The 24,723-nt window shown below is 53.8% G+C and carries 25 protein-coding genes; all 25 read left to right on the top strand.

Annotated elements, in window-relative coordinates; all coding sequences use genetic code 11:
- The first annotated feature begins 221 nt into the window (after positions 1–221).
- The gene (gene rfaE1 / locus ACRTGH_RS03245) at positions 222–1,223 is read left to right on the top strand and encodes a D-glycero-beta-D-manno-heptose-7-phosphate kinase (RefSeq protein ID WP_368846896.1); all 1,002 of its coding nucleotides are present in this window, start codon (positions 222–224) and stop codon (positions 1,221–1,223) included.
- 59 nt (positions 1,224–1,282) lie between these two features.
- Complete coding sequence (gene rfaD, locus ACRTGH_RS03240) at positions 1,283–2,254, top strand: ADP-glyceromanno-heptose 6-epimerase (protein ID WP_368846897.1); 972 nt, start codon at positions 1,283–1,285, stop codon at positions 2,252–2,254.
- The gene (locus ACRTGH_RS03235; protein ID WP_368846898.1) at positions 2,244–2,774 is read left to right on the top strand and encodes a D-glycero-alpha-D-manno-heptose-1,7-bisphosphate 7-phosphatase; all 531 of its coding nucleotides are present in this window, start codon (positions 2,244–2,246) and stop codon (positions 2,772–2,774) included. Before rfaD ends, ACRTGH_RS03235 begins: the two co-directional genes overlap by 11 nt.
- A 29-nt stretch (positions 2,775–2,803) precedes the next feature.
- Entirely contained in the window at positions 2,804–4,834 is a 2,031-nt protein-coding gene (locus ACRTGH_RS03230; protein ID WP_368846899.1) for an LTA synthase family protein, read from the top strand.
- A gap of 320 nt (positions 4,835–5,154) precedes the next feature.
- Positions 5,155–6,372, top strand: coding sequence for a glycosyltransferase (locus ACRTGH_RS03225; protein WP_368846900.1), 1,218 nt, complete (start codon positions 5,155–5,157; stop codon positions 6,370–6,372).
- Between the two features lie 79 nt (positions 6,373–6,451).
- Complete coding sequence (locus tag ACRTGH_RS03220) at positions 6,452–7,774, top strand: AAA family ATPase (RefSeq protein WP_368846901.1); 1,323 nt, start codon at positions 6,452–6,454, stop codon at positions 7,772–7,774.
- A complete protein-coding gene (locus ACRTGH_RS03215) occupies positions 7,749–8,321 on the top strand; it encodes a hypothetical protein (protein ID WP_368846902.1) in 573 nt (190 codons plus the stop codon). Before ACRTGH_RS03220 ends, ACRTGH_RS03215 begins: the two co-directional genes overlap by 26 nt.
- A 116-nt stretch (positions 8,322–8,437) precedes the next feature.
- Entirely contained in the window at positions 8,438–9,262 is an 825-nt protein-coding gene (locus tag ACRTGH_RS03210; RefSeq protein WP_368846903.1) for a glycosyltransferase family 2 protein, read from the top strand.
- Positions 9,256–10,161 (top strand): VirK/YbjX family protein, encoded by a 906-nt coding sequence (locus ACRTGH_RS03205; protein ID WP_368846904.1) that lies wholly within the window; start codon positions 9,256–9,258, stop codon positions 10,159–10,161. The genes ACRTGH_RS03210 and ACRTGH_RS03205 overlap by 7 nt, the downstream gene beginning before the upstream one ends.
- A 27-nt stretch (positions 10,162–10,188) precedes the next feature.
- A complete protein-coding gene (locus ACRTGH_RS03200) occupies positions 10,189–11,274 on the top strand; it encodes an AAA family ATPase (protein WP_368846905.1) in 1,086 nt (361 codons plus the stop codon).
- A gap of 1 nt (position 11,275) precedes the next feature.
- Entirely contained in the window at positions 11,276–11,896 is a 621-nt protein-coding gene (locus ACRTGH_RS03195; protein ID WP_368846906.1) for a DUF4276 family protein, read from the top strand.
- A 55-nt stretch (positions 11,897–11,951) separates the two neighbouring features.
- Entirely contained in the window at positions 11,952–13,016 is a 1,065-nt protein-coding gene (waaF, locus tag ACRTGH_RS03190; RefSeq protein WP_368846907.1) for a lipopolysaccharide heptosyltransferase II, read from the top strand.
- Positions 13,017–13,096: 80 nt separating this feature from the next.
- Positions 13,097–14,263, top strand: coding sequence for a glycosyltransferase family 4 protein (locus ACRTGH_RS03185; protein WP_368846908.1), 1,167 nt, complete (start codon positions 13,097–13,099; stop codon positions 14,261–14,263).
- A 29-nt stretch (positions 14,264–14,292) separates the two neighbouring features.
- Positions 14,293–15,507, top strand: coding sequence for an O-antigen ligase family protein (locus ACRTGH_RS03180; protein WP_368846909.1), 1,215 nt, complete (start codon positions 14,293–14,295; stop codon positions 15,505–15,507).
- A 90-nt stretch (positions 15,508–15,597) separates the two neighbouring features.
- Positions 15,598–16,581, top strand: coding sequence for a UDP-N-acetylglucosamine 4,6-dehydratase (inverting) (gene pseB, locus ACRTGH_RS03175; protein WP_368846910.1), 984 nt, complete (start codon positions 15,598–15,600; stop codon positions 16,579–16,581).
- On the top strand, positions 16,578–17,744 hold the full coding sequence (pseC, locus tag ACRTGH_RS03170; RefSeq protein ID WP_368846911.1) for a UDP-4-amino-4,6-dideoxy-N-acetyl-beta-L-altrosamine transaminase: 1,167 nt from the start codon (positions 16,578–16,580) through the stop codon (positions 17,742–17,744). The genes pseB and pseC overlap by 4 nt, the downstream gene beginning before the upstream one ends.
- A 29-nt stretch (positions 17,745–17,773) precedes the next feature.
- Positions 17,774–18,673, top strand: a complete 900-nt coding sequence (locus ACRTGH_RS03165) for an aldo/keto reductase (protein WP_368846912.1) — start codon at positions 17,774–17,776, stop codon at positions 18,671–18,673.
- A 25-nt stretch (positions 18,674–18,698) separates the two neighbouring features.
- A complete protein-coding gene (locus ACRTGH_RS03160; RefSeq protein WP_368846913.1) occupies positions 18,699–19,478 on the top strand; it encodes an SDR family oxidoreductase in 780 nt (259 codons plus the stop codon).
- Entirely contained in the window at positions 19,472–20,197 is a 726-nt protein-coding gene (locus ACRTGH_RS03155; protein ID WP_368846914.1) for a cytidylyltransferase domain-containing protein, read from the top strand. Before ACRTGH_RS03160 ends, ACRTGH_RS03155 begins: the two co-directional genes overlap by 7 nt.
- 111 nt (positions 20,198–20,308) lie before the next feature.
- Positions 20,309–21,001, top strand: coding sequence for a formyl transferase (locus tag ACRTGH_RS03150; protein WP_368846915.1), 693 nt, complete (start codon positions 20,309–20,311; stop codon positions 20,999–21,001).
- Positions 20,988–21,701, top strand: coding sequence for a PIG-L deacetylase family protein (locus ACRTGH_RS03145; RefSeq protein ID WP_368846916.1), 714 nt, complete (start codon positions 20,988–20,990; stop codon positions 21,699–21,701). Before ACRTGH_RS03150 ends, ACRTGH_RS03145 begins: the two co-directional genes overlap by 14 nt.
- Positions 21,698–22,843, top strand: coding sequence for an N-acetyl sugar amidotransferase (locus ACRTGH_RS03140; protein WP_368846917.1), 1,146 nt, complete (start codon positions 21,698–21,700; stop codon positions 22,841–22,843). The genes ACRTGH_RS03145 and ACRTGH_RS03140 overlap by 4 nt, the downstream gene beginning before the upstream one ends.
- A 30-nt stretch (positions 22,844–22,873) precedes the next feature.
- Positions 22,874–23,968: a UDP-2,4-diacetamido-2,4,6-trideoxy-beta-L-altropyranose hydrolase gene (gene pseG / locus ACRTGH_RS03135; protein ID WP_368846919.1), complete on the top strand. Its 1,095-nt coding sequence runs from the start codon at positions 22,874–22,876 to the stop codon at positions 23,966–23,968.
- Positions 23,946–24,506 carry a UDP-4-amino-4,6-dideoxy-N-acetyl-beta-L-altrosamine N-acetyltransferase gene (pseH, locus tag ACRTGH_RS03130; RefSeq protein WP_438474629.1) on the top strand — a complete coding sequence of 187 codons (561 nt, stop codon included), beginning with the start codon at positions 23,946–23,948 and terminating at the stop codon, positions 24,504–24,506. The genes pseG and pseH overlap by 23 nt, the downstream gene beginning before the upstream one ends.
- The gene (locus tag ACRTGH_RS03125) at positions 24,503–24,721 is read left to right on the top strand and encodes a hypothetical protein (protein ID WP_368846921.1); all 219 of its coding nucleotides are present in this window, start codon (positions 24,503–24,505) and stop codon (positions 24,719–24,721) included. The genes pseH and ACRTGH_RS03125 overlap by 4 nt, the downstream gene beginning before the upstream one ends.
- Positions 24,722–24,723 lie beyond the last annotated feature (2 nt).

The raw sequence follows: 24,723 nt of genomic DNA, 5'->3' as shown, positions 1-24,723 counted from the left end.
ACCAATCAGGCTGCGCCCTTAGGGCTTGCCTTCTTGGGCTTTCATGGTAAACTACACGCACAAACGTCCACTTTGTGGACATTGTGCGCCGCCCTTACATGAAAGCGACCAATCGGTCAGCGCCTACGGCTTGACCTCTTGGGCTTTCATGGTACAATTAAAATAGACTGTAGAAGGTGTTCGGTTTTCACATGATTTTCGACCACGGAAAGGAGCCGTCCATGGATATTGAAAAGCTTCTCGCCCTTGTTGAGGAACGTCTGCCGCGCTGCAAGATCCTCGTCACGGGCGATGTCATGCTTGACAAGTATTATTATGGCGAGGTCACGCGCATCTCGCCTGAGGCGCCCGTGCCGATCAACCATGTCACGCGCCAGAAGGAGACGCTGGGCGGCGCGGCCAATGTCGCGCACAACCTCGCGCTTCTCGGCTGTGAGACATTGCTCGCGGGCTTTGTCGGTGAGGACTACCATTGCCGCTCCCTGAAGGAAAAGCTCGTGGCCAACGGCATCGACCATGCGGGGCTTGTCCATACGAAGCGGCCGACGACGACGAAGATGCGCATCATCGGCGGCCATCAGCAGATGATGCGGCTGGACTTCGAGAGCACGGAGCCGCTGGAGGAGATCTATATCCAGAAGTTTCTTGCTTTCGTGCGGCGTCAGCTCTCCGAAAGCATCGACGCCATCATCGTTTCGGATTATGCGAAGGGAACGTGCAGCGAGCCCACGACGACGGCTGTCATCGAGGCGGCTCATGCGCATGGCGTACCGGTCATCGTCGATCCCAAGGGGCCGAATTGGACGAAGTACCGCGGGGCGGACTATATCACACCCAATATCAAGGAAATCAACGAGCTTCTATTGGAGCCCATACAAAACAAGGATAAAGAAGTCGTCAAGGCAGCGCGCTATATCTCGCGCAAGTATAAGATCAAGAACGTGCTCGCGACGCGCTCGGAGCACGGCGTAAGCCTCGTCCGTGCGGAAGAGGAGACGCATATCCCGACGCGCTCGCAGGAAGTCTTTGATGTATCGGGTGCGGGCGACACGGTGATCGCTGTTCTGGCGGCCGGCCTTGCCGGAGGGCTCAAGGGTGCGGAAGCCGCCTTCCTCGCGAACCTTGCGGCCAGTGTCGTCGTGCAAAAGCTCGGCACCTACGCTGTGAGCCGTGACGAACTCAAGCAGGCGCTGCGGGAGGTCGCGCGCGAGGAGAATAGATAGCGGATCTTTTACGCCGCCAGACTGCGCGGACGAATGTCTATAAGGAGGGGGAACCCGTCATGATCATTGTTACCGGCGGCGCCGGATTTATCGGCAGCAATATCGTCAAGGCGCTGAACCGCAAGGGCAGGCAGGACATTCTCATCATCGATGATCTCAAGGATGGCGAGAACTACAAGAACCTGCGCGGGCTGCAGTTCATCGACTATCAGCACAAGGACGACTTCCTGCAGAGCATCGAGGAAGACGATTTCGGCGGCAGCGATATCGACGCCGTATTCCATGAGGGCGCTTGCTCCGATACGATGGAGTACGATGTCAACTACATGATGAAGACCAATTATGAGTACTCGAAGACGCTGCTGCATTTCTGCATGCAGCACCGGGTTCCGTTCCTTTACGCCTCTTCCGCTTCGACCTATGGCATGGGGCGCCACGGCTTCACCGAGGGCGATGCGGCGGAGGATGCGCTGAATCCCTATGCCTTCAGCAAGCTCGCTTTCGACCGCTATGTGCGCCAGGTCAAAGGAGAGAGCCGCAGTCCCATCGTCGGCCTGCGCTATTTCAATGTCTTTGGCCCGCAGGAACAGCACAAGGGAAAGATGGCCTCGATTTTTTATCAGCTTTACCGACAGCTCAAGGAAACGGGCGAGGCGAGGCTCTTCCGCGGTACGGACGGCTTCGGCGACGGGGAGCAGCGCCGCGATTTCATCTATGTGAAGGACGTTGTCCGGATCAACCTCTGGTTCTGGGAGAAGAAAGGCCCTTCGGGCATTTATAACTGCGGTACGGGCGAGGCGCATACTTACAATGAAGCCGCTGACGCTGTGATCGCTGCCATGGGCGAGGGTCATATCGGCTACCGCGACTTTCCGGAAGTCCTGCGCGGCAAGTACCAGAGCTTCACTGAGGCTGACCCCAAGAACCTCCTGAAAGCCGGCTATGACGGAGGGTTCACGGACTTCAGGGAGGCCGTCCGAGAATACGTGGCTTTCCTCGATGCAGGCGGTTACTTTCGCTATGGGGAGTGAGCCGAAGGCGAAGCGGCAGGCCGTCTTTTTTGACCGCGACGGCACGCTGAATGTCGATACCGACTATTTGCATCGTCCCGAGGATTTCCGCTGGATGCCGGACGCGATTCCTGCCATCCGCTGCCTGAACGAGCGCGGCATCCTCGTCGTCGTCGTCACGAACCAGTCGGGCGTGGCGCGCGGTTATTACCCGGAGGAAGATATCATGCGGCTGCACGCATGGATGAATGAGGAACTCGAAAAAGAAGGCGCCCATATCGACGCCTTCTTCTACTGTCCGCACCATCCGGAGGCAAAACTGGCGCAGTACCGCAAGAACTGCGCCTGCCGCAAGCCGGATACCGGCATGGTCGACGAGGCCTGCGAGAAGTTCGGCATCGAGAGGAACCGCTCCTGCCTCATCGGCGACGCCGCGCGGGATATGGAGTGTGCGCAGCGCGCAGGTCTGCAGGGCGTCCTCTATACGGGCGGCAGCCTGCTTGCAGCGGTGCAGGCTGCTTTGGAAAAGCTGCCCGACTAAAGGTTTGGGAAGGGAGAAGGTTCGGCACGATGTTTTCCTTGTTTTTTTCCGGGCTGCAGCAGGACATCAAAATCGCTCTGCTGCCGCCCTTGCTCTGCGCGCTCTTCCGGCTCGCCTTCATCCTCGTCTATCGCCCGAAGAAGACGCCTGCAGGGGAATGGCGGCGCTGGTACCATTGCTTCCGTTACGGTTTCTGGTGGGGCATGGATTTCAATGCCTATGTCTATATCGTCGCGCTCGTTTTTATCAGCCTGCCGGGCGCATTCTTTTCCTCCTATCACGCATGGGGCGATGCCGCCCGTCTTGTCGTGGTGACAGCGTACGCGCTCGTCCTCTATACGGCTTTTATCGCCAAGTTGATTTTTTATTACCACTTTCATGATATTTTCAACCATCTGGTCTTTCTCGGGCGCAATGCGGACAAGGACAACTTCCGCGACATCTTCTTCAACCAGAACCACGGCATGGCCGTGATCTTCAGCTATATTCCGTATACGGCGCTTTGCATAGCGGCGGCTCTTTGTCTTCTGGCCCTGCCGCAGATTCCGTATCCGCCGCTGCCGGAAGGCTGGCTGCAGTACGCGTTCAATACGGCTGTTTTTCTGGCTTCCATCGCTGGTTACTATTGGTTTCATTACGGCGGCACGTTCCTGCACAGGAAGAAGCCGGAGTGGGATGAGGTTCCGGCGATCGTCAAGGACGATGTGTTCATGGGAAAGGCTGTGCGCGACGATCTGCCCGTTCTCGCGGCGCTCTGGAAGCAAAAGGTGCATCCGGCGCTCACGCGCAGCGACGATGAGGCGGCCGCCCTCATGGCGCCCGTTCTGCCGCAGAAGATGGAGGCAGGAAAATCGCCGCTGGAAAGTTTTCGGCGTGAGGCGAAGGGGGCGCGGATCGAAAAGCCGTCCCATATCTTCCTGCTCTTTCTCGAAAGTCACGCGCAGAGCCTCTTTGATCCGCTTTACGACAAGCTCCATCTCATGGAGGCGAGCAAGGAATGGCGCGCCGAGCCGCATACGGTATCGTTCCCGAACTTCCTGCCCGGCGGCATGATCTCGCAGCCGTCCCTTGTGAGCCTGCTCACGGGCATCTTTGATGCGGATATGGAGCTCAACGAGAACCAGTCGTTTTGGAACGGTACGGTGCAGACGTCCCTGCCGCTGCAGCTGAAGAAGCTCGGCTACCGCACGAGCTTCTGGTACGGCGGCAGCCTGACGTGGAGCAGCCTTGACCACTTCGTGCCGGGCGTCGGCTTCGACAGGGCTTTCGGCGGCACGGATATCTGCCCCAAGGATGCGCCGCGCACATGGCTCGGCATTTACGACCATATCTTTCTGGAGGAAGCTGCGAGGCGGATTGAGGCGGATGGGGAAGACGGCTTTGAGTTTCACTTTCTCTACACTACCTCGCATCATGGTCCTTATCGCATGCCGTTTGCTGAATACGGCTTCGATATCGAGGCGCTCATGCCCGAGATGCCGAAGGCCCTGCGGCAGGATCCCGCCACCTGGCGGCGCTTGGGAAGCGCCTGGTACGCTGATCAGGCTGCGCTGCGCTTCCTCAAGACGATGCGGAAACGGTATCCCGACAGTCTCTTTATTGTGACAGGCGACCATTCGACGGGAGTCCTGCCGCTGGACTTTGATATTGTGCCGCGCCGCGAGCCGAATTTGCGCGAGCAGCTTCTGACTTCGTTCGCCCTGTCGCATCCGGCGCTCGGGCAGGAGATGTTCGCAGGCAATGCAATCGGCAGCCATATGAATGTTCCGGCGACCTTGTTCGAGCTGATCGCACCGCAGGGATTCTCTTATTATGCTCTGCAGAAATCGCTTCTGGAGCCTGTCGGGCATGTCGTCACGCCTTACTGCTGGATGACGCGGGAGCGGCTGGGCAGCTATGTCAACAGCGTCGAGCAGGATCTCGGCGTCTCAGCGGAGCTTTTGCCCATGGCACAGGACGTGCGCCGCTTCGACGATGAGCAGCAGGCCTGGTGCGAGCTTACGGGCTGGCTCGTGCGCCACCCGGAGCATCTGGTCAGGCAGGGGGGGACTGGCGCTTGACTTTCGCCGCCTTCCCTGCAAATTTCAGGACATATGTTCAGCCGCCAAGTGAAGCGGCATAGCTTGCTTTTGTGTCCGGTTTCAGCGACGGCACATCATGGAATCGTGCTGTACATATGTCCTCACCCCCTTACCCTGAAAGCCGCCGATCAGGCTTCGCCCTTAGGGCTTGCCTTCTGGGGCTTTCACGCTAAACTACACGCACAAACGTCCACGTTGTGGACATTGTGCGCCGCCCTTACAGAAACCTAGCCAATCGGTCTGCGCCTGCGGCTTGACCTCTTGGGGTTTCATGGTACACTATAAAGAGGAGGTGTATCATGCGGATTGGCATATTGGAAAATATCATGACGCCGGGCGGGCACGAGGTGGACTTCGACCGCATCCTTGTCGAGGAACTGCAGGCCATGGGGCATGAAGTCTCTTTTTATGTGCCGCGGGGCTTTCGCTTCGCCATGGACTATCAGGTGCCGGTGCATGAACTCGGAGCTGAGGTCGTTTCCTATACGGGCGTCACAGGGATCCGGAAGCTCGTTCGCACCGTGCGGCGCGAACTCCATCGGCTGCATTGGTATCGGGAGCTTCACGAGGCCGCACGGCGCGGCGAGATCGATGCGATCGTCGTGCCGACCTCAACCTATCGCTATCTGCGCGCTCTGCGGCGCAGCATCCTTCGAAAATCCCCGGTGCCCGTCGTATTCATCCTGCACGGCATCAATCCCGGCGAAGCGCCGAAATTCCTGCGTGCCGTGGATGCGCTTTCCGCCTGCCCCAAGATCCGGCCGGCCGTGCTCTGCTTCACGGACAGCATCTTCGGCGAGCGGCGCAGGAATATCCGCCTGCTTTATCCGCCGACGTATGTGCCGCGTGATATCGACTGGCAGCCGGGCGAGCCGTCCCTGCCCGTTGTTTGGGGGCGAGACAATGCACGCGAGGAAGGGCGGACGCTCCCGCAGGGCGAGCGCCAAGAGGCGGGGGAGCGTCCGCTCGTCCTCGGCTTTTTCGGACAATATCGCCGCGAAAAACGTCTGGAGGATTTTTTGGAAGCCTATCTGGGCGGACGTTATACGCGCCCCGTGGAACTTTTCGTGCAGGGCGCGACCATGCATCCGGAAGATGCAGCGGCGTTTGAACGCATCATCGCCAAGTATGAAAAGCATGACGGCGTCCGCTTCCTGCACAAGGGATTGATCGGCGCCGACTGGCAGAAGGCCATTGCCTCCGTCGATGCGCTCCTCCTGCCATATTCTGCGCCGCGCTACCGCTACCATTGGGGCGGCATGCTCTTCACCGCCGTCGGCTTCCAAAAGCCCGTCGTCACGAGCGACGACATGAACCCCGAAGTATTTGCGGCCTTCGATATCGGCAAACGTTTCCCCAGCGGAAATCTGGCAGCCTTGCGGCAGACGCTCGAGGATTTCGTCAACACTTACGACGAAAAAGCGCCGCACTATGGGGCGGAGCTCGAAAAAGCAGCGGCGGAATACAGCCCCGCCGCCTTCGCCCGCCGGCTTACAGGAATTCTGGAGGAAAAGTAAGGCGCCAAAGAGAAAGGCGCATTTATGGAAGCAGGTCTTTGTGGGGGATGGCAGCCGCATAGGGGAGAGTGAAACGGCCATGCAAAAGATTGCAATCCGGCATCTGGGTCCCGTCAAAGAATTCACATCCGATCTGCTGCGGATGAATCTTTTGATTGGGGAGCAGGCGACAGGAAAGAGTACGATATGCAAGAGCGTCTATTTCTTTCGCCTGATCAAGGAAGAAATTATCGCCTATTTATATGATATTGCAACCGACCGGAGCATGGAGCCGGACAATCGTCTTCCGCGGGTTTTGAACAGGAAGCTCAAGGAGGTTTTCCTCGAATTGTTCGGTGTCAGCTGGTATCTGGATGACAAGCTGCATATGCGTTACGATTATGCGGAAGAAATTTATATCCAGGTATCGTTGTCCGGCGAAAAAAAATATCTTGACGTACGGTACAGCCCGGAATTAAACAGCCGTTTGCTGGCGCTGGAAGATGAGCTTGCGGCAAGGCGGCAGGATGCAGGACGCATGGACTTCTCCTTTGTCGTGCAGGAGCGCGAACGCATACACAAGGAAATTCGGAACCGGGTCAACGACATCTTCCGGGATTTCTTGTCGACGTATTATATTCCGGCAGGACGGCAATTGTTGGCGCTTCTTTCTCGTCAAAAAACGAAGATTGATTACGACAGCATTGATTTGGTCAACCGTCGCTTCATGCAGTTCAACGAAAGCATACAAGCTCATTTTGATCGTGGGATAGGGAAGGTTCACGAGCATTTCCCCCTGCCCGAACGCGATTTTGCAGCGGCGGAAATGGCGCAGGAACTTATTCGGGGCTTGAAGGGGGATTACCGCAGCACGAAAGCCGGGGAGTACTTCATTGTGGATAAGACGCAGAGGGTGCCGATCAACTACGCTTCCTCCGGGCAGCAGGAGCTGCTGTGGCTGCTCAACCAGCTCTATATATTGCTGCTGCGGCAGGAGTGCGCCTTCGTCATCATCGAGGAGCCGGAAGCGCATATTTATCCCACACTGCAAAAGATGGTGCTGGAGTTCATCACGGAATTTACGAATATCAACAAGAGCAAGGCACTGGTCACGACGCATAGCCCGTATACATTGACGGTGGCCAATGTGCTTCACTACAGCGGACGTCTGGCCCGCATCATTCCGGGTGCAGCCGGGGACAAAGCTTTTCAGGAAATCCTCCCCGCAGGGAAATGGATCGATCCTGAGCAGTTCACAGCGTGGAAATTGGAACAGGATGGAAGCGTGCAGCCTCTTGTCGATGTGGAATATGAGGATTTGCGCTCGTCTTTGATCGACGACGTTTCCGACGAGGTTGAAAGATTGTACTCGAAGCTCTATTATTATGAGGTGGGGCATGAAGAAAACCGGCGGCAGGAATGAGGCTAAGGATGCGGAGCGGCATGTAGCAGTTTTAAAGGCAGGGCAGCGGCATACGCTGTCGGATGAGAAAACAAAACTTTTTCTTCGTGCAAAGCAAGAGATGAAAGTTGTCAAGGTGGATAAAGGCATTGTCAAGGATGAAGGAATCGCGGGAGAAAATCAGCTGCGCAAATGCGATTATCTCTGCAGAATTGAGCAGCGGAGATGGATTCATCTCATAGAACTCAAAGGCGAGGTTGTCAAGGATGCCTTTCTGCAATTGGAAAACACGCCGAAGGCGATTGAGGAGAAGTCGGCGTATGGTTCATGGCTGAAGGGGCTTTCTCGTCTGGATGCCTATGTTGTCAGTCCGCAGCGGCAAAAAATTCCGGACGATATTGATGAAACCAAGAGGCGTTTGTGCAGGAGGCTGGCTCTTTATTGTGGGGAAAGGCCGGAAAATATCTTTGATTTGCTTAAATTTGTCAAGGTTTGTTCCAAGGCGCAAGAACTTGTGGAAAAAGACGGAACCATACAGTGCTCCAATGCTCACCCACTGGAACTTTGAGGAACGGCGTTTTCAGAAAAGCGCTGATAGAAGCCCGTCGGATGGATGCGGATTTTTCGCTTGGCCAAGGCTCTGGCGATGCAGAACGGGCGAAAAGGATGCACCAAGATGACGAGATGGAATTTATCAGGGATTCCGCAGCAGGCAGGGAAAGGATTTTTATGGCGAAGCTTTCCGTTTTGATACTCGCGAAGAATGAGGAAAAGAATATTGCCGACTGCATTCGGAGCGTTTCTTTTGCCGATGAGGTTGTCGTCCTTGACGATTTCAGTACGGACAGGACGGCGGCGATTGCGGAAGGGCTCGGTGCGCGCGTCGTGCAGCGTGCGCTTGACGGTAACTGGGGGGCGCAGCAGACGTTCGGCATCGGGCAGACGCGCTACGAGTGGCTTTTTATGATCGACGCCGACGAGCGCGCTTCGAAGCGCCTCGCCGCGAAAGTGCGCGAGATCGTTGCGGCGGACGACCGGCGCTATGCTTATCTCAACGCCCGCCTCAATTACTTCTGGGAGCATCCCCTGCGCCATGGCGGCTGGTTTCCCGATTATGTCGTGCGCCTTCTGCCGCGGGAAGGCACGCATGTCGAAGGGCTTGTGCACCAGGCGATTCGCCACACGTACGAGGAGGTGCGCCTGCCCAAGGACTGCTATATGATCCACTATCCCTATCGCAGCTGGGAGCATTACTTCAGCAAGTTCAACGTCTATACGACGCTTGCCGCCGAAAAGCTCAGAGAAAAGGGGAAGCGTGCGAGCCTTTCCGATATCCTGCTGCATCCGGCATGGGCCTCCTTTCGCATGTATATCCTGCGCGGCGGCTGGCGCGATGGGCGCATCGGACTTTTTCTGGCAGGTTTCCATTTTTTCTACACGATGGCGAAGTACGTCAAGCTCTATTACCTTGACAAGAAGAACGAGCATGTGGGGGATGAATCATGGTGAGGCAGCTCATCCGCCTGGGGCGGCGCATATACGATACGGGAAACTGGCGTGAGGCACGTCGGCTCGTCGTCTTTTTGGGGCGCGGCGTCGTGCACCATGGGGCGCTTGAGGGACTGTACGACTGGTTCGAGGCGGACGAGGAACGGAAAAAGATCCTCGTGCGAAATCCCTTCCCCATCGAGCAGATGACGCGCGCCTTTTTCTATGCAGGCTCGACGACGGCGGAGCGCGCGCAGCTCATCCGCAGCCACTTCAGCCTGCTCTTCGAGCTTTTTCCGGCGGAGTGGGCCGTGCGCCTGGGCTGCCTGGACGCGCATTATGAGATTTGGCGCGAGACTGAGCCGGACAGCGATTGGTTCGCCGAGCTGACCTTCGGCCCGGGACAGCGCAAGGAAGGCCTGCTGAGCCTGCGCATGATGCTCGGAACCTCGGAGCTTTATCAGATCATGTTCTGGCTGGCGCGCGACAAGAAGGGCGAACCGTCGCTTTTCCTCGGCGCGATGCAGGGCCCGAATATGAAAAACGCCAAAGAGATCGTCAAGGAAACGACGAAGCGCGCCCACCGCTACCGCACGAAGAATCTCATCCTATACATGATGCAGGCTGTGGCACGCTCCATGGGGCTCAAGCATATCTATGCCGTATCGAACGCAGGCTATTATGCGAACAACCACATGCGCCGCGACCGCAAACTCAAGACCGATTTCGGCGCTTTCTGGGAAGAGGCCGGCGGCCATGTCACGGAAGATGCGCGATTCTATGAGCTGCCGCTTAGGGAAACGCGCAAGACGATGGAAGAAGTCCCGACAAGAAAGCGCGCCGTCTACCGCAAGCGCTTCGCCTTCCAGGACGATGTCGACGCACAGATCGAGGGAAAGATGAGGAGCATATTGAAATGAAGCCGCAGCGACGAGAGGAGGGGAGCCATGAACGGGCAGCAGCTGACGCACCTTGAGATCCATGGATTCAAGTCCATCCGAAAAAGTGAGATGGAATTCGGCAGGATCAATATCTTGATTGGAAGCAACGGTTCGGGCAAGACAAATCTCATTTCGTTGTTTTCCCTGCTGCAAGCCATGATCGAGGGACGTATGCAGCGCTATATCGCCCAAAAGGGCGGCCCTGACGCCTTCCTGCATTGGGGCAGGAAGCGAACGGAGCAAATGGAGGCGAATTTCTATTTCGGAAATCATGGGTATGGCTTTATCCTTGAGCCTACGCTGGATAATCGCCTGATGATTGCAGCGGAACGCTTTTTTGAGAATATGAGAGGCTGGTCCCCCATAGGCGGGGGCAATATGGAATCCGCCTGGCAAGAGGGAACACATACGGGCATCGATTCGTATGTGAAGCCGCTTTTGGAAAAACAGAGGTGGCGCGTCTATCATTTTCATGATACGAGCGATACGGCGCTCGTCAAGCAGATGCATGGAATCAATGATAATATCGAGCTTGCCGTTGATGCGAGAAACTTGGCGGCATTTCTCTATCGCCTGCAGCAGACGGCCGCATCCGCTTATCACCGCATTGTGCGGACCGTGCAGATGGCGGCGCCGTATTTTGAGGATTTTATCCTGCGGGCCAATCCGTTGCAGCCGGATACAATCGCCTTGGAATGGCGGGCGAAAGGAAGCGATATTCCTTTCCGGGCGTCACAGCTGTCGGATGGTACGCTGCGGTTCATCTGTCTGGCTGTTTTGTTCCTTCAGCCGAAGGAACTTCAGCCGGAAACCATTTTGCTCGATGAGCCTGAACTGGGCCTGCACCCCTATGCCGTTCAACTGCTGGCTTCTTTGATAAAAAAAGCTTCTCTTGAAAAACAGATCATTGTTTCCACACAGTCGGTGGAACTGCTGAATGAATTTCAGGCAGAGGATGTCATTGTCGCCGAATATGAGGATACGGCCTCTGTCTTTCGCAGGCTGGACAGTGAGAAGCTGAAAGATTGGCTGGCGGAGGATTATACATTGGGCGATTTGTGGAAACGCAATATCCTCGGGGGGCGTCCTTGATATGGTACGCATCCATATTTATTGCGAAGGTCCGTCCGAAGAAAAATTCATCAATGAATTGCTGCTGCCTGTTTTTGCGGAAAAGCAAATAATCCTTGCCGCAATCCCGTGCTATGGCGTTTCGAAATACAGCCGCATCCGGAGGGATATATGCAGCCTTTGTCGAAATGATAGAGGCGCGTTTGTCACAACGATGCTGGACTATTATGGACTCCCGTCCGATACCCCGGGATATCGGACAGCGCTGCAAAACGATGTCTATCAAAGAGTTTCCCATGAGGAAGAGCATATGCGGGTGGATATGGGAGAAGAGCGCTTCTATCCCAATCTGCTGCTGCACGAATATGAGGCGTTGCTGTTTTCAAAAACTGAGGCGTTTTCGTATTGCGATTTGAGTGAACGGAAGCTCCGTGCACTGCGCAGGATCGAAGAACAGTTCCCCACGCCGGAACATATCAACAATAATCCCAATACGTCTCCTTCCAAACGTATTCAGGCCATCTATCCGGCATATGATAAGGTTCTCGACGGCTACAATATCGCGAAGGATATTGGCCTTCCACTGCTGCGGGAGAAATGTCGCCACTTTGACGCATGGCTTGCCCGTCTGGAGACGCTTTAGACTTGTGGGATTTTTTCGTCGCATATTGGGCGATGTTCGGGAGGAGCATATTGAAATGAAGCCGTATAAGAACATCCTCGTCAACGCGCTTGTCAATCTCGGCGATGTCGTTCTGACGACGGGCGCCGTCGCGCTTTTGAAAAAGGCGTATCCCGATGCACGCATCACGATGCTCGTCAAGCCTGTTGTGCGCGAGGCGGTGGAGGATAATCCCGTCATCGACGAGGTGCTCGTTTTCGGCTACAAAGCGAAGCAGAACTCCCTGGGCAAGATGCTGGGCATGGTGCGGGAAATCAAGGCGCGTCGCTTTGACCTCTCCATTTCCTTCGACAGGAAGCTGAGGCCTGCTCTCGTGGCTTTTCTGGCGGGCATTCCCGTGCGCGTCGGCCCGAGCCGCGTCTTCGATGCGAAACCGAGCCGCGTCACATGGCTTTATACAAAGACCGTTCCCATCACACACGATTTGGAAAAGACGTTGCAGGTCAAGACGTACCAGGCGATCGTGCGCGGCGTCACGGGGCTGCCCGATGAGGGGCTTGAGAAACCGGTGTTTTCACGAATCCGGCCGGAGCATGAGGCAAAGGCGGCGCAGCTTCTGGCTCGGCTGCCGCAGGCGGAAAAGCGAATCGCCCTTTGCGTCAAGGGAACGTTTCCGCTCAAGACGTGGCCGCAGGAATACTTCGCCGAAGTGGTCGAAGGGCTCGAGAGGAAATACGATGCGGCTTTCTTCGTCGTTGGCGCACCGGGCGACAGGGAATACGCGGCGGAAGTCATCGCAGGGATGAAGACGAAAAAAACGGCGGAGAACTTCTGCGGCGATACGGGGCTTCGCGACCTTGCGGCGCTGATCCAGGCGGCGGACCTTTTCCTCACCGTCGATACGGGCGCGACGCATATCGCCGCGACGACGGGAACGCCGCTGGTCACGGTCTACGGCTGCACCAGCCCCGACCGCTGGCATCCGATCAGCGAAAACGTGCGCGTATTTACAGCCAAGGAGCCGTGCTGTCCCTGCAGCTATCCGGCCGAAGGCTGCCCCTCCTGGCCGCAGCCGTCCTGCCTATGGAACGTGCGGCCCCAGGAGGTGCTGGAGGCATGCATTGAAATGCTGGGAGGATGAAGGGCGTGAAACGGCGTTGCAAAAGCAGGAAACAGGCAAGTGGAAAGCCTTGTTGGGGATAGGGAAAGGCGGGCGGAAAGATGCATATCGCACTTCTGGTCAAGGATTTTGCCGTCGGCGAGAAGTTTTCCAAAGATGGGCTGCCGACGAAGAGCGGAGCCGAGTTCCATGCGGAAAACCATGCGAAAGAATTGATCAAGAGAGGACATACGGTTACCATTTTTACGCGGAAGCGTCATTTTTATACGAAGTCGCGCGAAGCTATGGACGGCATCGATCTCGTGCGTCTGCACGAACCCTCGCGCGGCACGGAGCTTCTTGTGCGCCTCATGACGACGCATAAAACCGTGGACGCCTTTTACATCATCGGCACGCCGAAATTTGCCGTGTGGGCGATTCGCTTCGCTCATGCACGCGGTTTTCCGGTGACGCTCGCCTTGACGGGAAAGGCCGAGATCTTTGATGCGGGGAAAAATTGGCGCAGCCGTGTTTTTTCAACCTGTACGAATTATATTGCAACGACACATGAAATTCGTGACGGCTATATCCAGCGCGGCGGGATTGCTCCCGAAAAGATTTCCGTTCTGGCGCATGGCATCGATACAGAGCGCTATGTCGTGCCGGCCGTCGAGGAAAAGAAGCGTCTGCGTGAAGAGCAAGGCATTTCGCCGGATGCGCGCGTGCTCGTCTTTTGTGCGCGCATTGTGCGTGACAAGGGCGTCGACACCTTGCTGAAGCTTTGGCCGATGGTGCATGCGGCGGATGCAGGAGCACGCCTTCTTGTCGTCGGCGGCGGCAAGCATGAACTCATGCGCCGACTGCACGAAATGGCAAAGGAAACCAATGGCAGTGCACGGATTCTTGGCGAAGTGGATTGGCCGCTGCCGTATTATCAAATGGGGGATGTCTATGTATTTCCCTCACGCCACGAGGCTCTGCCGACCTCCCTTCTCGAGGCGATGGCAAGCGGCCTGCCGGCTGTTGTCTCCGATATCGGGGGATGCAATGATCTCATCTTTGACGGCAGGACCGGGTACCGCGTTCCGACAGAGGACGCGGCGGCTTTTGCGGAAAAAGCGCTGCAGCTTCTCGGCGACGATGCAGCCCGCAGGCGGATGGGAGATGCCTCCAGAGAATTGGTGGAGCGCATGTGCGCCTATTCCGTCGTCAGCGACAAGCTGGCGGACATCATACAGAGCAAGGAACCGTGCGGCAAGGACTTCCTGCTTGCAGGGATGGAAGATTGAGGGCGGGGGCAAAAGGAGAAAGAGTCGGGATGAAAGCAGATGTATATGAAAAATGGATGTTTCGCATCCTGGTCGCGCTGGCCTTGACGGCGAACGTGTCGACAGGGGGCACGGTGACGATGATCGTGATCGGTCTTCTGCTGATGCTCGTGCAGGCTGTCTGGACGCGCAGCCTGCCTGCCGTTGACAAGGGCATGGCCGTTGCCGTCCTCGTCTACCTGGGCGCCTGGGCGGCATGCTGTCTTGGCTCGAGGGAAATCCTCTTCTCGCTCAAGGCATTGGTGGGGGCTTCCTACCGATTTCTGCCGCTTTTTTTCGCGCTTCTATACGTGCGGAGGAAAGAACAGGTGCGTTTCATCGTCCTGGCTTTGGCGGCTTCTATTTTCATCAATGATTGTGCGGCCGTTTGGCAACTGCTTACGCATCCATGGGGTTTTCATCCTCATGGGCGCGTTCATTCGGCAACGTTTCTTGGCAGCCACATGTTGATGGCTGTTCCGGCGATGTTTTTCTTTTCCCAGAAAATGTATTTTCGCCCGATTGAGCGAAAGCTGCTGCTTTTCATGACGATGTTTTCCCTTGCGATTCTTGTTCTGACGCAGACGCGAGGGGCGTGGCTGGCTTTTGCCGGTGTCGTGGCTGTGTACCTCCTTCTGGAGCAGCGCTGCCGCCGACAGATTCTTGCAGGGATTCTTGTGGGTGTCGTTTGTGTTGGCATAGGGCTCCTTGCTTCGCCGACCTACAGCCAGCGCTTTTCGACCATCGCAGATCCCAAGGCCTCCGTCAATGTGGAGCGCGTCTATATGTGGAATGCTGCTGTTGAGATTTGGCGTGATCATCCCTTGCTCGGCGTCGGCCTTGATGAGTACGGCTGGTATTACAACACGACATATATTCCCGCCGAGGCGAAAGAAGTCCCCGTGGTGGAGGGCGATCCCGATACAGGCCATGGCCATCCGCACAATAATATCCTGAAGCATCTTTCGGAGGGCGGTATTGTGGGCATCCTGGCCTTTTTCTTTCTGCACGGCTATATCCTTTGGCGGCTTCTGCAGCGGTACCGGATTGAGCATAGCAGGACGGCGTTTTCCTGTGCGCTTATGGGCATTTTGATTTTTGCCGGCACGCATTTTGAAGGGCTGACGGATACGAACATCAACCAGCTCTCCATCTTGACGGAATATTGTCTGCTCATGGGCCTGTCCCTTGCAGCAGGCATGATCGAGGAGCGGGAAAAAGTATAGTTTCATAGGGGGGGAGGGAACCGCTTCTCCCGTCTTGCCATTCATGGTATAATGATAGAAGGTTTATATGCCGATGGGAGCTGATTTAGATTGTTTAACGGGAAAAGTATCCTCGTCACCGGTGGAACCGGATCCTTTGGCAAGAAGTTTATAGAAATTCTGCTGAGTCGTTTTTCTCCCAAGAAGGTTATTGTATTTTCTCGCGATGAACTTAAGCAGTTTGAGATGCAGCAGGTGTTTAATGCGCCTTGCATGCGTTATTTTATCGGAGATGTGCGTGATGGGGATCGCTTGAAGCAGGCGATGTATAAGGTTGATTATGTTGTGCATGCCGCTGCACTCAAACAGGTTCCGGCGGCAGAGTACAATCCGATGGAGTGCATCAAGACGAACATCGATGGAGCGCAGAATGTCATCCATGCGGCAATCGCTGCGGAGGTCAAGCGGGTGATAGCGCTTTCGACAGACAAGGCGGCGAATCCGATCAATCTGTACGGTGCAACGAAATTGGCGTCGGACAAACTTTTTACGGCGGCGAACAATCTTGTCGGTGATCGAAAGACGCGTTTTGCTGTTGTCCGCTATGGCAATGTTGTAGGCTCTCGTGGTTCGGTCGTTCCGTTCTTCAAAAAGTTGATTGCGCAGGGGGCGAAAGAACTGCCGGTTACAGATCCCCGCATGACGCGCTTTTGGCTGCGGCTTGAAGATGGTGTTGATTTCGTACTGAAAAATTTCGAGCGCATGCAGGGAGGGGAGATCTTTATCCCAAAGATTCCGTCCATGCGGATTATGGATTTAGTGGAAGCGATTGCCCCGAACATACCGACAAAAGTGATTGGCATTCGTCCGGGCGAGAAACTGCATGAGGTCATGTGCCCGGCGGATCTCTATTACGATACCCTTGAGTTTTTGGATCACTTCGTCATTTGTCCTTCCACGCCGATCTTTGGTGTCAATTATGCGAAGAATGGACTGGGAGAAGAAGGGCATCCTGTTCCCGATGATTTTTCCTATGACTCTGGCTCAAATCCGCATTTCTTGACCGTTGAGGAACTTAGGGAGATGAACCCATGATCTATTACGGGAAACAGAGCATCAATGGGGCAGATATTCAGGCAGTAGAAGAAGTTCTGCGCTCCGATTTTCTGACGCAGGGGCCTGATGTCGAGCGTTTTGAGCGTGCTGTTGCGGATTATTGTGGAGCGAGGTATGCGGTTGCAGTCTGCAATGCGACTTCGGCGCTCCATATCGCGTGTCTCGCTGCTGGGATGGGAAAGGACGATGTTTTGTGGACGAGTCCGATCACTTTCGTGGCTTCGGCGAATTGCGCCCGTTATTGCGGCTCGGATGTGGATTTCGTCGATATTGATGAAAAGACGTACAATATGAGTGCCGATTGCCTGGAAGAAAAGCTTCGCAAGGCAAAGTCGGAAGGAAAGCTTCCGAAGATGGTCATTCCTGTTCACCTTGCTGGGCAGTCTTGTGATATGCAGCGCATTCATGCACTTGCTGAGGAGTATGGCTTTGCCGTCACGGAAGATGCGTCTCATGCTGTCGGAGCAGACTATCTCAATACGAAGGTTGGAAGCTGCGCATTCTCGGATATGACGGTGTTCAGCTTTCACCCGGTCAAGATCATCACGACGGGAGAGGGCGGCATGGTGCTGACGAACCGCGAAGATCTCTACGAGAAATTGCTGCTCTATCGTAGTCATGGGATTACGCGCAATGCGGCGGATATGACGCATGAGCCGGATGGGCCTTGGTACTATCAGCAGATCGATCTGGGATTCAACTATCGCATGACAGACCTCCAAGCTGCACTGGGCTGCAGTCAGATGGATCGTCTCGATACGTTCGTAACGCGAAGGCGGGAACTTGTCGCGCGATATGATGCGGCGTTGCAAGATCTTCCTGTCAAAACACCGTATGTCATGGAAGGGGCGGATCCCTCATGGCATCTCTATGTCATTCGCGTGGATTTTACCAAAGTCTGCAAGAGCAAGCGAGAAGTGTTTGCTCAGATGGCGGAAAGGGGCGTCGCACTCAATCTTCATTATATCCCCGTTCATACGCAGCCGTATTACGAAGCGCTCGGACATCGTCCCGAGGAGTGCCCGAACGCAATGGAATATTACCGCGAAGCGCTGACCCTGCCATTGTACTATGGCCTGAGCGATGAGGAGCAGGATGGAGTTGTGGAGAACTTGGCCTCAGTGCTGACGGAAAAATGTTGATCGGTTTTTGCATAGACGGGTGAGAAATCGTGGCAAGGAAAGCAGTGGAAAAGCTGGCGCTCGGTACCGTTCAGTTTGGTATGAAATATGGCGTAAAGAATACGCTTGGCCGACAGCCAACGGAGGCGGAGGCGGAGGCGGTCTTGGACGCAGCAATCGCCTTTGGAATCCGCGAATACGACACGGCGAGTGCATATGGCACGGCGGAAGAGGTGCTGGGGCGTTATGGATTAGCGCAAAAAAGTGTAAATGGTGCGCCCGTATGCATTACGTCGAAACTTGATCCCGATGCTGTCGATGACGAGGAAGGCGTCCTTAGGGAAATTCACAAAAGTCTAAGACGCTTACGCACCGACTGCATACATTGCTATATGCTTCATCGCGCAGATGATATGGAGCGGCCGGCAGTCATGGCGGGGCTTGTTCGTGCCAAGAACGAAGGACTGATCAGGATGGCCGGCATCTCGATCTATGATCCTGAAGAAGCTCTTCGGGCGCTGGAAAATCCGTGCATCAAGATTATCCAAGTGCCGTATAATGCCCTCGATCAACGGCTTGATGCGGTAGGATTCTTTGAAAAGGCGCGTGCGTGTGGTAAGCGTATCTATGCAAGAAGCGCCTTTTTGCAAGGACTCTTGCTCATGCCTCCGAAGGAAGCTGAATTGCGGGTAAGGGGCAGCGGCACATACGTCGCACGATTTCGGACGCTTACGGAGGGAGTCGGATTTTCAGTCGGTGAGGTAGCGATGCTGTATGTGCTGTCGCATCCGGGAATCGATGTTGTCGTTTTCGGCGTCGATACGGTGGGGCAATTGGAAGAAAACATGCGTGTTGCAGATAAGCTCGATGCGTTTCAATCTTATTGTGGGAAAATCCGTGGTGCATTTGCTGATGTGCCGAGGGAAGTCGTTATACCGAGCTTATGGTGAGGGACTTATGAGAAGTATCAGAGATATGTTCGACATGACTGGAAAAACGGTCGTTGTAACAGGCGGGGCAGGACATCTTGGATCAGGAATCAGTGAGGCGCTGGCTGCATTTGGCGCAGATCTGTACCTGTTGGGACATGATGCTGGGAAAGCTCAACGGGGGTGCGTGCGCCTGCGGGAGAAATATGGTGGGTTGACCTGTGAATCTGTTGCGTTTGATCTCCATGACAAAGATTCCGTGCGTAGCGCGGTCGATGCGGTGATGCAGATGACGCGAAAAATCGATGTTCTGATCAACAATGCGGCGTATGGCTGTACGAAGCCTCTTCATGAATACGAGGAAGAAGACTGGCTGGAAGGAATCGATGGAACGATTAACGGCGTCTTTCGTATGACCCGAGAAATTTTGCCGATTATGATGGAGCAAGGGCGAGGAAATATCATCAATATCGCTTCCATGTACGGAATGGTTGCGCCGAATATGGAGATATATGGTGACAGCGGTCAGAACAATCCTGCAAACTACGGTGCGGGAAAGGCGGCGATCATTCAGTTTACGAAATACATCGCTTGTGTGTATGCGGGAAAAGGGATTCGCGCCAATGCAGTTTCTCCAGGACCGTTTCCTGAGCCGAAGGTACAGAAAGATGTTCGGTTTATTCACGCACTGGAAAATAAGACACCGATGCACAGAATTGGAACTCCGGAGGATTTGCATGGCATCATGGTTTATCTTGCTTCGGATGCGAGCCGATATACGAATGGCCAGAATATTGCCGTGGATGGAGGGTGGACAGTGTGGTGAGAAAGATTGGCATCATCGTGCAGGCACATATGGGGTCGTCACGCCTGCCAAATAAGATGCTCAAGGACCTTTGTGGAAAGACGGTCTTGGGACATGTCATCTCCAGATTGCAACGAGTCCGAAATGCGGATGCGCTGATTATCGCAACGAGCACTCTGCCTGCGGATGACGCCATTGTCGAGGAATGCCGGAAGTACCATGTGGATGCTTTTCGAGGCAGCAACGAGGATGTTCTATCCCGCTTTTATCATGCGGCAGTGGAGTACGAGCTTACGGATATTGCACGCGTATGTGCTGACAATACACTGATTGATTGGAACGTGATCGATGATGAGATTGCAGCGTATCGAACAGGGAAGTACGAGCGCATCGATTCGAGTGAGAATGTTCCGCTGGGGCTTGGCTGTGAGATTTTTTCTTTCGATATGCTGAAAGAAGCGTATGAAAATGCGAATGAACATTATCAGCATGAGCATGTCACGCCGTACTTGGATGAGAATTATGCGCCCCCTTATCGTCCGCCCTATCCGAACGACTATAGCAAATATCGATTCACCTTGGATACAGAGCAGGATTGGAAACTGATACAGAATATCTATCATGCTCTGTACCGAGAAGGTGAGGACATGACACTCGATCGTGTGGTGACATTGATGGAAGAAAATCCCCATTGGTTTGATATCAACAAAGACGTGCATCAGAAATTAGTTAAGGAATAAGCCTTTTCCTCGCGTATGGAGCGTATATTATACGTGGTGTGCTTTAGGTATCGTGGTAGAGGAATGCAGATAATCGATGTCTTGTGCATCGGTTTGGTGAGGATATGAGATATGAGTATAGTTCTTGTTTCGGAAAAACCGTGGGATGTTGCCTGTGCTGATGAGTTGGATGCGATGATGGACGATGATGTCATATTCATCTCAGAAAAGGAGTTGGTAACGGAAGAGAATCTGAAGAATATCCAGCCGCACTATGTTTTTTTTCTTCATTGGTCTCATTATATCCCTGCCAGTGTTTATGAGAATTTTGTTTGTGTCGTATTCCATATGACTGATTTACCGTTCGGACGAGGTGGGAGTCCCTTGCAAAATTTGATTGAACGCGGTATCTACAAGACCCAATTATCTGCTTTGCGGTGCGTAAAAGAACTGGATGCGGGAGATATCTTTTTGAAGCGGGAACTTTCTCTTTTTGGATCTGCAGAAGAAATATATATACGGTCCACTAAGCTGGCAAAAGATATGATTGTTGAAATCATAGAAACACGGCCGATTCCCCAGAAACAAGAGGGAATGCCAGTGGTGTTCCGCCGCAGGAGTCCTGAGCAAAGTGATATCCAGGAGTTGCAGTCTCTTGAAAAGGTGTTTGATTGGATTCGTATGTTGGATGCGGAGGGGTATCCCCATGCGTTTCTTGAAACGCCCTACTTGCGTCTATCCTTTAGAAGAGCTGCATTGCGTGATGGTTATATAGAAGCCGATGTGAAAATTTCATTAAAAAAGGAGAGCCATGAATCCGAATAATGTATTAGTGGTAGCGGCGCATCCAGACGATGAGTACCTGGGCTGCGGGGGAACGTTGCTGCGACACGTCGAAAATGGAGATCGTGTACATATCTTGATCTTGGCTGAAGGTCTCACCAGTCGAGATCAGCACCGAGACCTTGATCGGCGGAGGGGAGAACTTCATGCCTTGCATGAGTCCTCGCAAATGGCAGCGGATCTTCTAGGGGCGGAATCGCTGAAGATCTGCGCATTTCCTGATAACCGTATGGACGGTGTGGATTTGCTTGATGTGGTAAAGTGCGTTGAGGAACAGATAGAATTGCTTGCCCCCAACATTATTTATACGCATCATGCAGGAGATGTAAATATAGATCATCTGATCACACATAAGGCTGTGGTCACAGCCGCGCGTTCTCTGCCGGCATCCCGAGTAGATCGTCTTATCTTTTTTGAGACGGTTTCAAGTACGGAATGGCAGATGCCATATGCGAAAGATGCTTTTTTGCCAAACTGGTTTGTTCAGATCGATGAATTTATCGATAAGAAGATTGCCCTACTGCGCTGCTACGCTGGCGAGATGAAGGAATATCCGCATCCACGCTCGTATGAAGGGATTGAGCACTTGGCTAGATATCGAGGACAAACAATTGGTGTAAAGTATGCCGAGGCGTTTTCTCTTGGCCGAAATATTCTTGGGGAAGGGAGTTCGAATCTATGAAGTTCTGCAAATGTTGCGTTATGCCGGATACGAGACCTGGACTGAATTTGAACTCGGAAGGCGTCTGCGAGGCGTGCGCTTCCTATGAAAATCGCCAGAATATCGATTGGAAAGAACGGCGCAGAGCCTTGGAACGGATCTTAGAGCGTTTTCGTTCTAAGGATGGGAAGAATTACGATTGCATTGTTCCCGTAAGCGGTGGCAAGGACAGTACCTATCAGGTCGTTAAAATGTTGCAGATGGGCATGCATCCTTTGTGCATTACGTTCATGGCATCAGATCTGTCGGATATAGGTTATCAGAACATCCTTAATTTACAGCATTTAGGAGTCGATTATATTACCTTCACTGCAAATCCGCGCATAAAGAACAAGATGGCGCGCCTGAGTCTTGAACGTGTAGGGGATATTTGCTGGCTGGAAGAAGTAGGAGCGAATTCCTTTATCTATCGTTCTGCCGTGCAGTATAACGTCCCATTGATCATATGGGGTGAAAATCCGGATACGGAGTACGGAGGTCCTGCGGCAGACGGTGCGTACCTTGACCGTGCGTGGCTGGAGCGCTGGGCGCATCTGCTTGGACTGTCGGTATGGGATTTGGTTGGCGTCAATGGGATTCGTGAGATCGATCTGATTCCCTATCAGGTGCCTACGGATGAAGAACTCTCCTGCGTAGGGGTGACGGGCCTCTATCTTGGCTATTATCTCCCTTGGGACGGAGTCATGAATAATATTGTTTCACGCGGGCATGGGATGCGTTCCTATGACCGTGTGATTGAGGGCTCTGTTGAAGACGCTGGTAATACAGATGATTATCGCATGGGCATCCATCATTATTTCAAGTATTTGAAATATGGATATAGCCGTGCCAGTGATATTGTATCGCAGCATATTCGAGCTGGTCGTCTGACTCGTGAAGATGGGGTCGAACTTGTACGACTCAATGACGGGAAATTCCCGTGGACGTATCTGGGCAAGCCGTTGGCGGAGATCTTGGAGCCGCTGGAACTCACGGTGGATGAGTTTATTACAATCTGTGACCGATATACGAACCGTGATTATTTCAAGGTAGATGAGCATGGAAATCTGCTTAAGGACCGTCGCGGGAATTTGGTCAAGAAAGATGAATATCTGATTCGCTGATCGATAAATGTGCAGAGGGGCGATGGACATATGCTGCATGTTATCATTCGTGTTGATGCGTCCACGATCATTGGCAGCGGACACTTGATGCGCTGTCTGACGCTTGCGCAGCGCCTGCGACGGATGGGGCATGATGTGTGCTTCTTTATGCGCGCACATGAAGGCAGTATGGAAGCGGTCGTTGTGAGGCAGGGATTTTCCTATAGAATGCTTCCGACACCAACGCATTATGCGGGCGCGGGGTATGCTTCTTGGCTCGGTGTCAAACAGTTTGAGGATGCTGCTGATACGATTGCCGTTATGGGAGAAAAAGGCTGTGATTTGCTCGTTGTGGATCACTATGCTTTGGATCATACTTGGGAAGAGGCGCTGCGCCCTCATGTAAAGCGCATCTTTGTCATCGATGATCTGGCCGATCGAGTGCATCATTGTGATTTCCTGCTTGATGCGAACCTAGGGGCGGAGAGAGATGGCAAGTATGCCGGTCTGCTGCCAGCGGATTGTCGTGCTTTCCTTGGAATTTCCTATTTGTTGCTGCGACAGGAGTTTTATGATGCGAGGCATGTTGTTGAGGTAGAAAGTGAATCTAGTTCAAGCGATATGACCGTCTTTGTTTGTTTCGGCGGCAGTGATCCGACGAATGAGACCTTGCGCGCATTGCGCATTTTAGCGAGTCTCCCGCAAAGATTTAATGTGCATGTCGTTGTGGGGGCGTCCAATCCGCATCGCGGAGAGGTGGAGGCTTTTTGTAAGATGCATCGCTGGCATGTGTATTGTCAGATCGATTATGTTGCTCGTTTGATGTGTGCTTCGGATTGTGCGATCGGGGCAGGAGGGACGATGACATGGGAGCGCTGCTATCTGGGGCTGCCGTCTCTTGTCGTAGCTGTCGCTGAGAATCAGCGCGAGGATGCTGTCTTGCATGATTCGATGGGGATCATCGTTTATGCAGGATATTTTGAAGATATCACGGATGAAGAATATGCGAAGAAAATCGTTTCTTTTTTGCTGGATGAGCCAAGACGCATGGCTGTGCGTACGGCAGGAAAATCCATTTTTGGGAAAGAGCAGGTGGAAATGATGTTGAGGGAGGTGACGGCAAGTGCTGAAACATGGAAAATATAGTCTGCATCCCATTCGGCAGGAAGATTTGTCGACGCTCTTGGAGTGGAGAAATTCAGAGCGCATTGCCTCGGAGATGCTGACTTCTCATGAAATTACATGGGAAGAGCATGAGGCTTGGTTTCAGAGGCTTCGACGGCATGATCCGTTGCGTCATTTTGTGTTCTGTTATGAAGATCGGGCGATCGGCTACATGGGATTTTCCGATTGGGATGAGGAGAATAAGAGGTGCTCGTCCAGTTCGTATATAGGCGCAGTAACCGATGTGCCAATTGATGCAGGGCTGTTTGTGGATTATTTGGGGTTGGAGTATATCTTTTCTCGGACGGAAATCAATAAGGTGTGGTCTTATGTCTTTGCACATAATAAACGCGCCTACAAGCTCAATCTCTTATTGGGTTACAAGGAGGAAGGCTACCTGCGACAGCATTTCTTGCAGCATGGGGAGTTTCAGGATGTTCATGTGATTGGAATCTTGCGCTCGGAGTGGCAGCGGGAGAAGGAGCGTCTTGATCATCTATATGGAGGGGCGGAAGTATGACGGAAGCGGAATTTTTAGAGGAAATGCAGACGATTCTTGATGTCGAGGATGCGGTCTGCTTGGATGCATCTTTAGAGGATTTCGATACATGGGATTCCCTTAGCTTCGTGAGCTTCCTTGCAGCGATGAGCGGGCATAGTGCGCACCGTATCGAGCCGAGCAAGGTGCGTGAGGCGAAAACGGTCAAGGATCTTTTTGCATTGACACAGGAGTAGTC

The organism is Selenomonas oralis (assembly GCF_051603425.1).
Taxonomy (GTDB): Bacteria; Bacillota; Negativicutes; order Selenomonadales; family Selenomonadaceae; genus Selenomonas; species Selenomonas sputigena_A.
Note: the sequence above shows the minus strand (reverse complement) of the source record. Positions and strands in the feature narration are given on the sequence as shown.

Bases quoted from the DNA above. Each gene is read 5' to 3' on its own strand.
- ACRTGH_RS03180 (WP_368846909.1), top strand. From the start codon at position 14,293: ATGAAAGCAGATGTATATGAAAAATGGATGTTTCGCATCCTGGTCGCG.
- ACRTGH_RS03220 (WP_368846901.1), top strand. From the start codon at position 6,452: ATGCAAAAGATTGCAATCCGGCATCTGGGTCCCGTCAAAGAATTCACA.
- rfaD (WP_368846897.1), top strand. From the start codon at position 1,283: ATGATCATTGTTACCGGCGGCGCCGGATTTATCGGCAGCAATATCGTC.
- ACRTGH_RS03195 (WP_368846906.1), top strand. From the start codon at position 11,276: ATGGTACGCATCCATATTTATTGCGAAGGTCCGTCCGAAGAAAAATTC.
- rfaE1 (WP_368846896.1), top strand. From the start codon at position 222: ATGGATATTGAAAAGCTTCTCGCCCTTGTTGAGGAACGTCTGCCGCGC.
- ACRTGH_RS03200 (WP_368846905.1), top strand. From the start codon at position 10,189: ATGAACGGGCAGCAGCTGACGCACCTTGAGATCCATGGATTCAAGTCC.
- ACRTGH_RS03150 (WP_368846915.1), top strand. From the start codon at position 20,309: ATGAGTATAGTTCTTGTTTCGGAAAAACCGTGGGATGTTGCCTGTGCT.
- ACRTGH_RS03230 (WP_368846899.1), top strand. From the start codon at position 2,804: ATGTTTTCCTTGTTTTTTTCCGGGCTGCAGCAGGACATCAAAATCGCT.
- ACRTGH_RS03225 (WP_368846900.1), top strand. From the start codon at position 5,155: ATGCGGATTGGCATATTGGAAAATATCATGACGCCGGGCGGGCACGAG.
- waaF (WP_368846907.1), top strand. From the start codon at position 11,952: ATGAAGCCGTATAAGAACATCCTCGTCAACGCGCTTGTCAATCTCGGC.
- ACRTGH_RS03140 (WP_368846917.1), top strand. From the start codon at position 21,698: ATGAAGTTCTGCAAATGTTGCGTTATGCCGGATACGAGACCTGGACTG.
- pseG (WP_368846919.1), top strand. From the start codon at position 22,874: ATGCTGCATGTTATCATTCGTGTTGATGCGTCCACGATCATTGGCAGC.
- ACRTGH_RS03205 (WP_368846904.1), top strand. From the start codon at position 9,256: ATGGTGAGGCAGCTCATCCGCCTGGGGCGGCGCATATACGATACGGGA.
- ACRTGH_RS03145 (WP_368846916.1), top strand. From the start codon at position 20,988: ATGAATCCGAATAATGTATTAGTGGTAGCGGCGCATCCAGACGATGAG.
- ACRTGH_RS03215 (WP_368846902.1), top strand. From the start codon at position 7,749: ATGAAGAAAACCGGCGGCAGGAATGAGGCTAAGGATGCGGAGCGGCAT.
- ACRTGH_RS03185 (WP_368846908.1), top strand. From the start codon at position 13,097: ATGCATATCGCACTTCTGGTCAAGGATTTTGCCGTCGGCGAGAAGTTT.
- pseC (WP_368846911.1), top strand. From the start codon at position 16,578: ATGATCTATTACGGGAAACAGAGCATCAATGGGGCAGATATTCAGGCA.
- ACRTGH_RS03160 (WP_368846913.1), top strand. From the start codon at position 18,699: ATGTTCGACATGACTGGAAAAACGGTCGTTGTAACAGGCGGGGCAGGA.
- ACRTGH_RS03125 (WP_368846921.1), top strand. From the start codon at position 24,503: ATGACGGAAGCGGAATTTTTAGAGGAAATGCAGACGATTCTTGATGTC.
- ACRTGH_RS03210 (WP_368846903.1), top strand. From the start codon at position 8,438: ATGGAATTTATCAGGGATTCCGCAGCAGGCAGGGAAAGGATTTTTATG.
- ACRTGH_RS03235 (WP_368846898.1), top strand. From the start codon at position 2,244: ATGGGGAGTGAGCCGAAGGCGAAGCGGCAGGCCGTCTTTTTTGACCGC.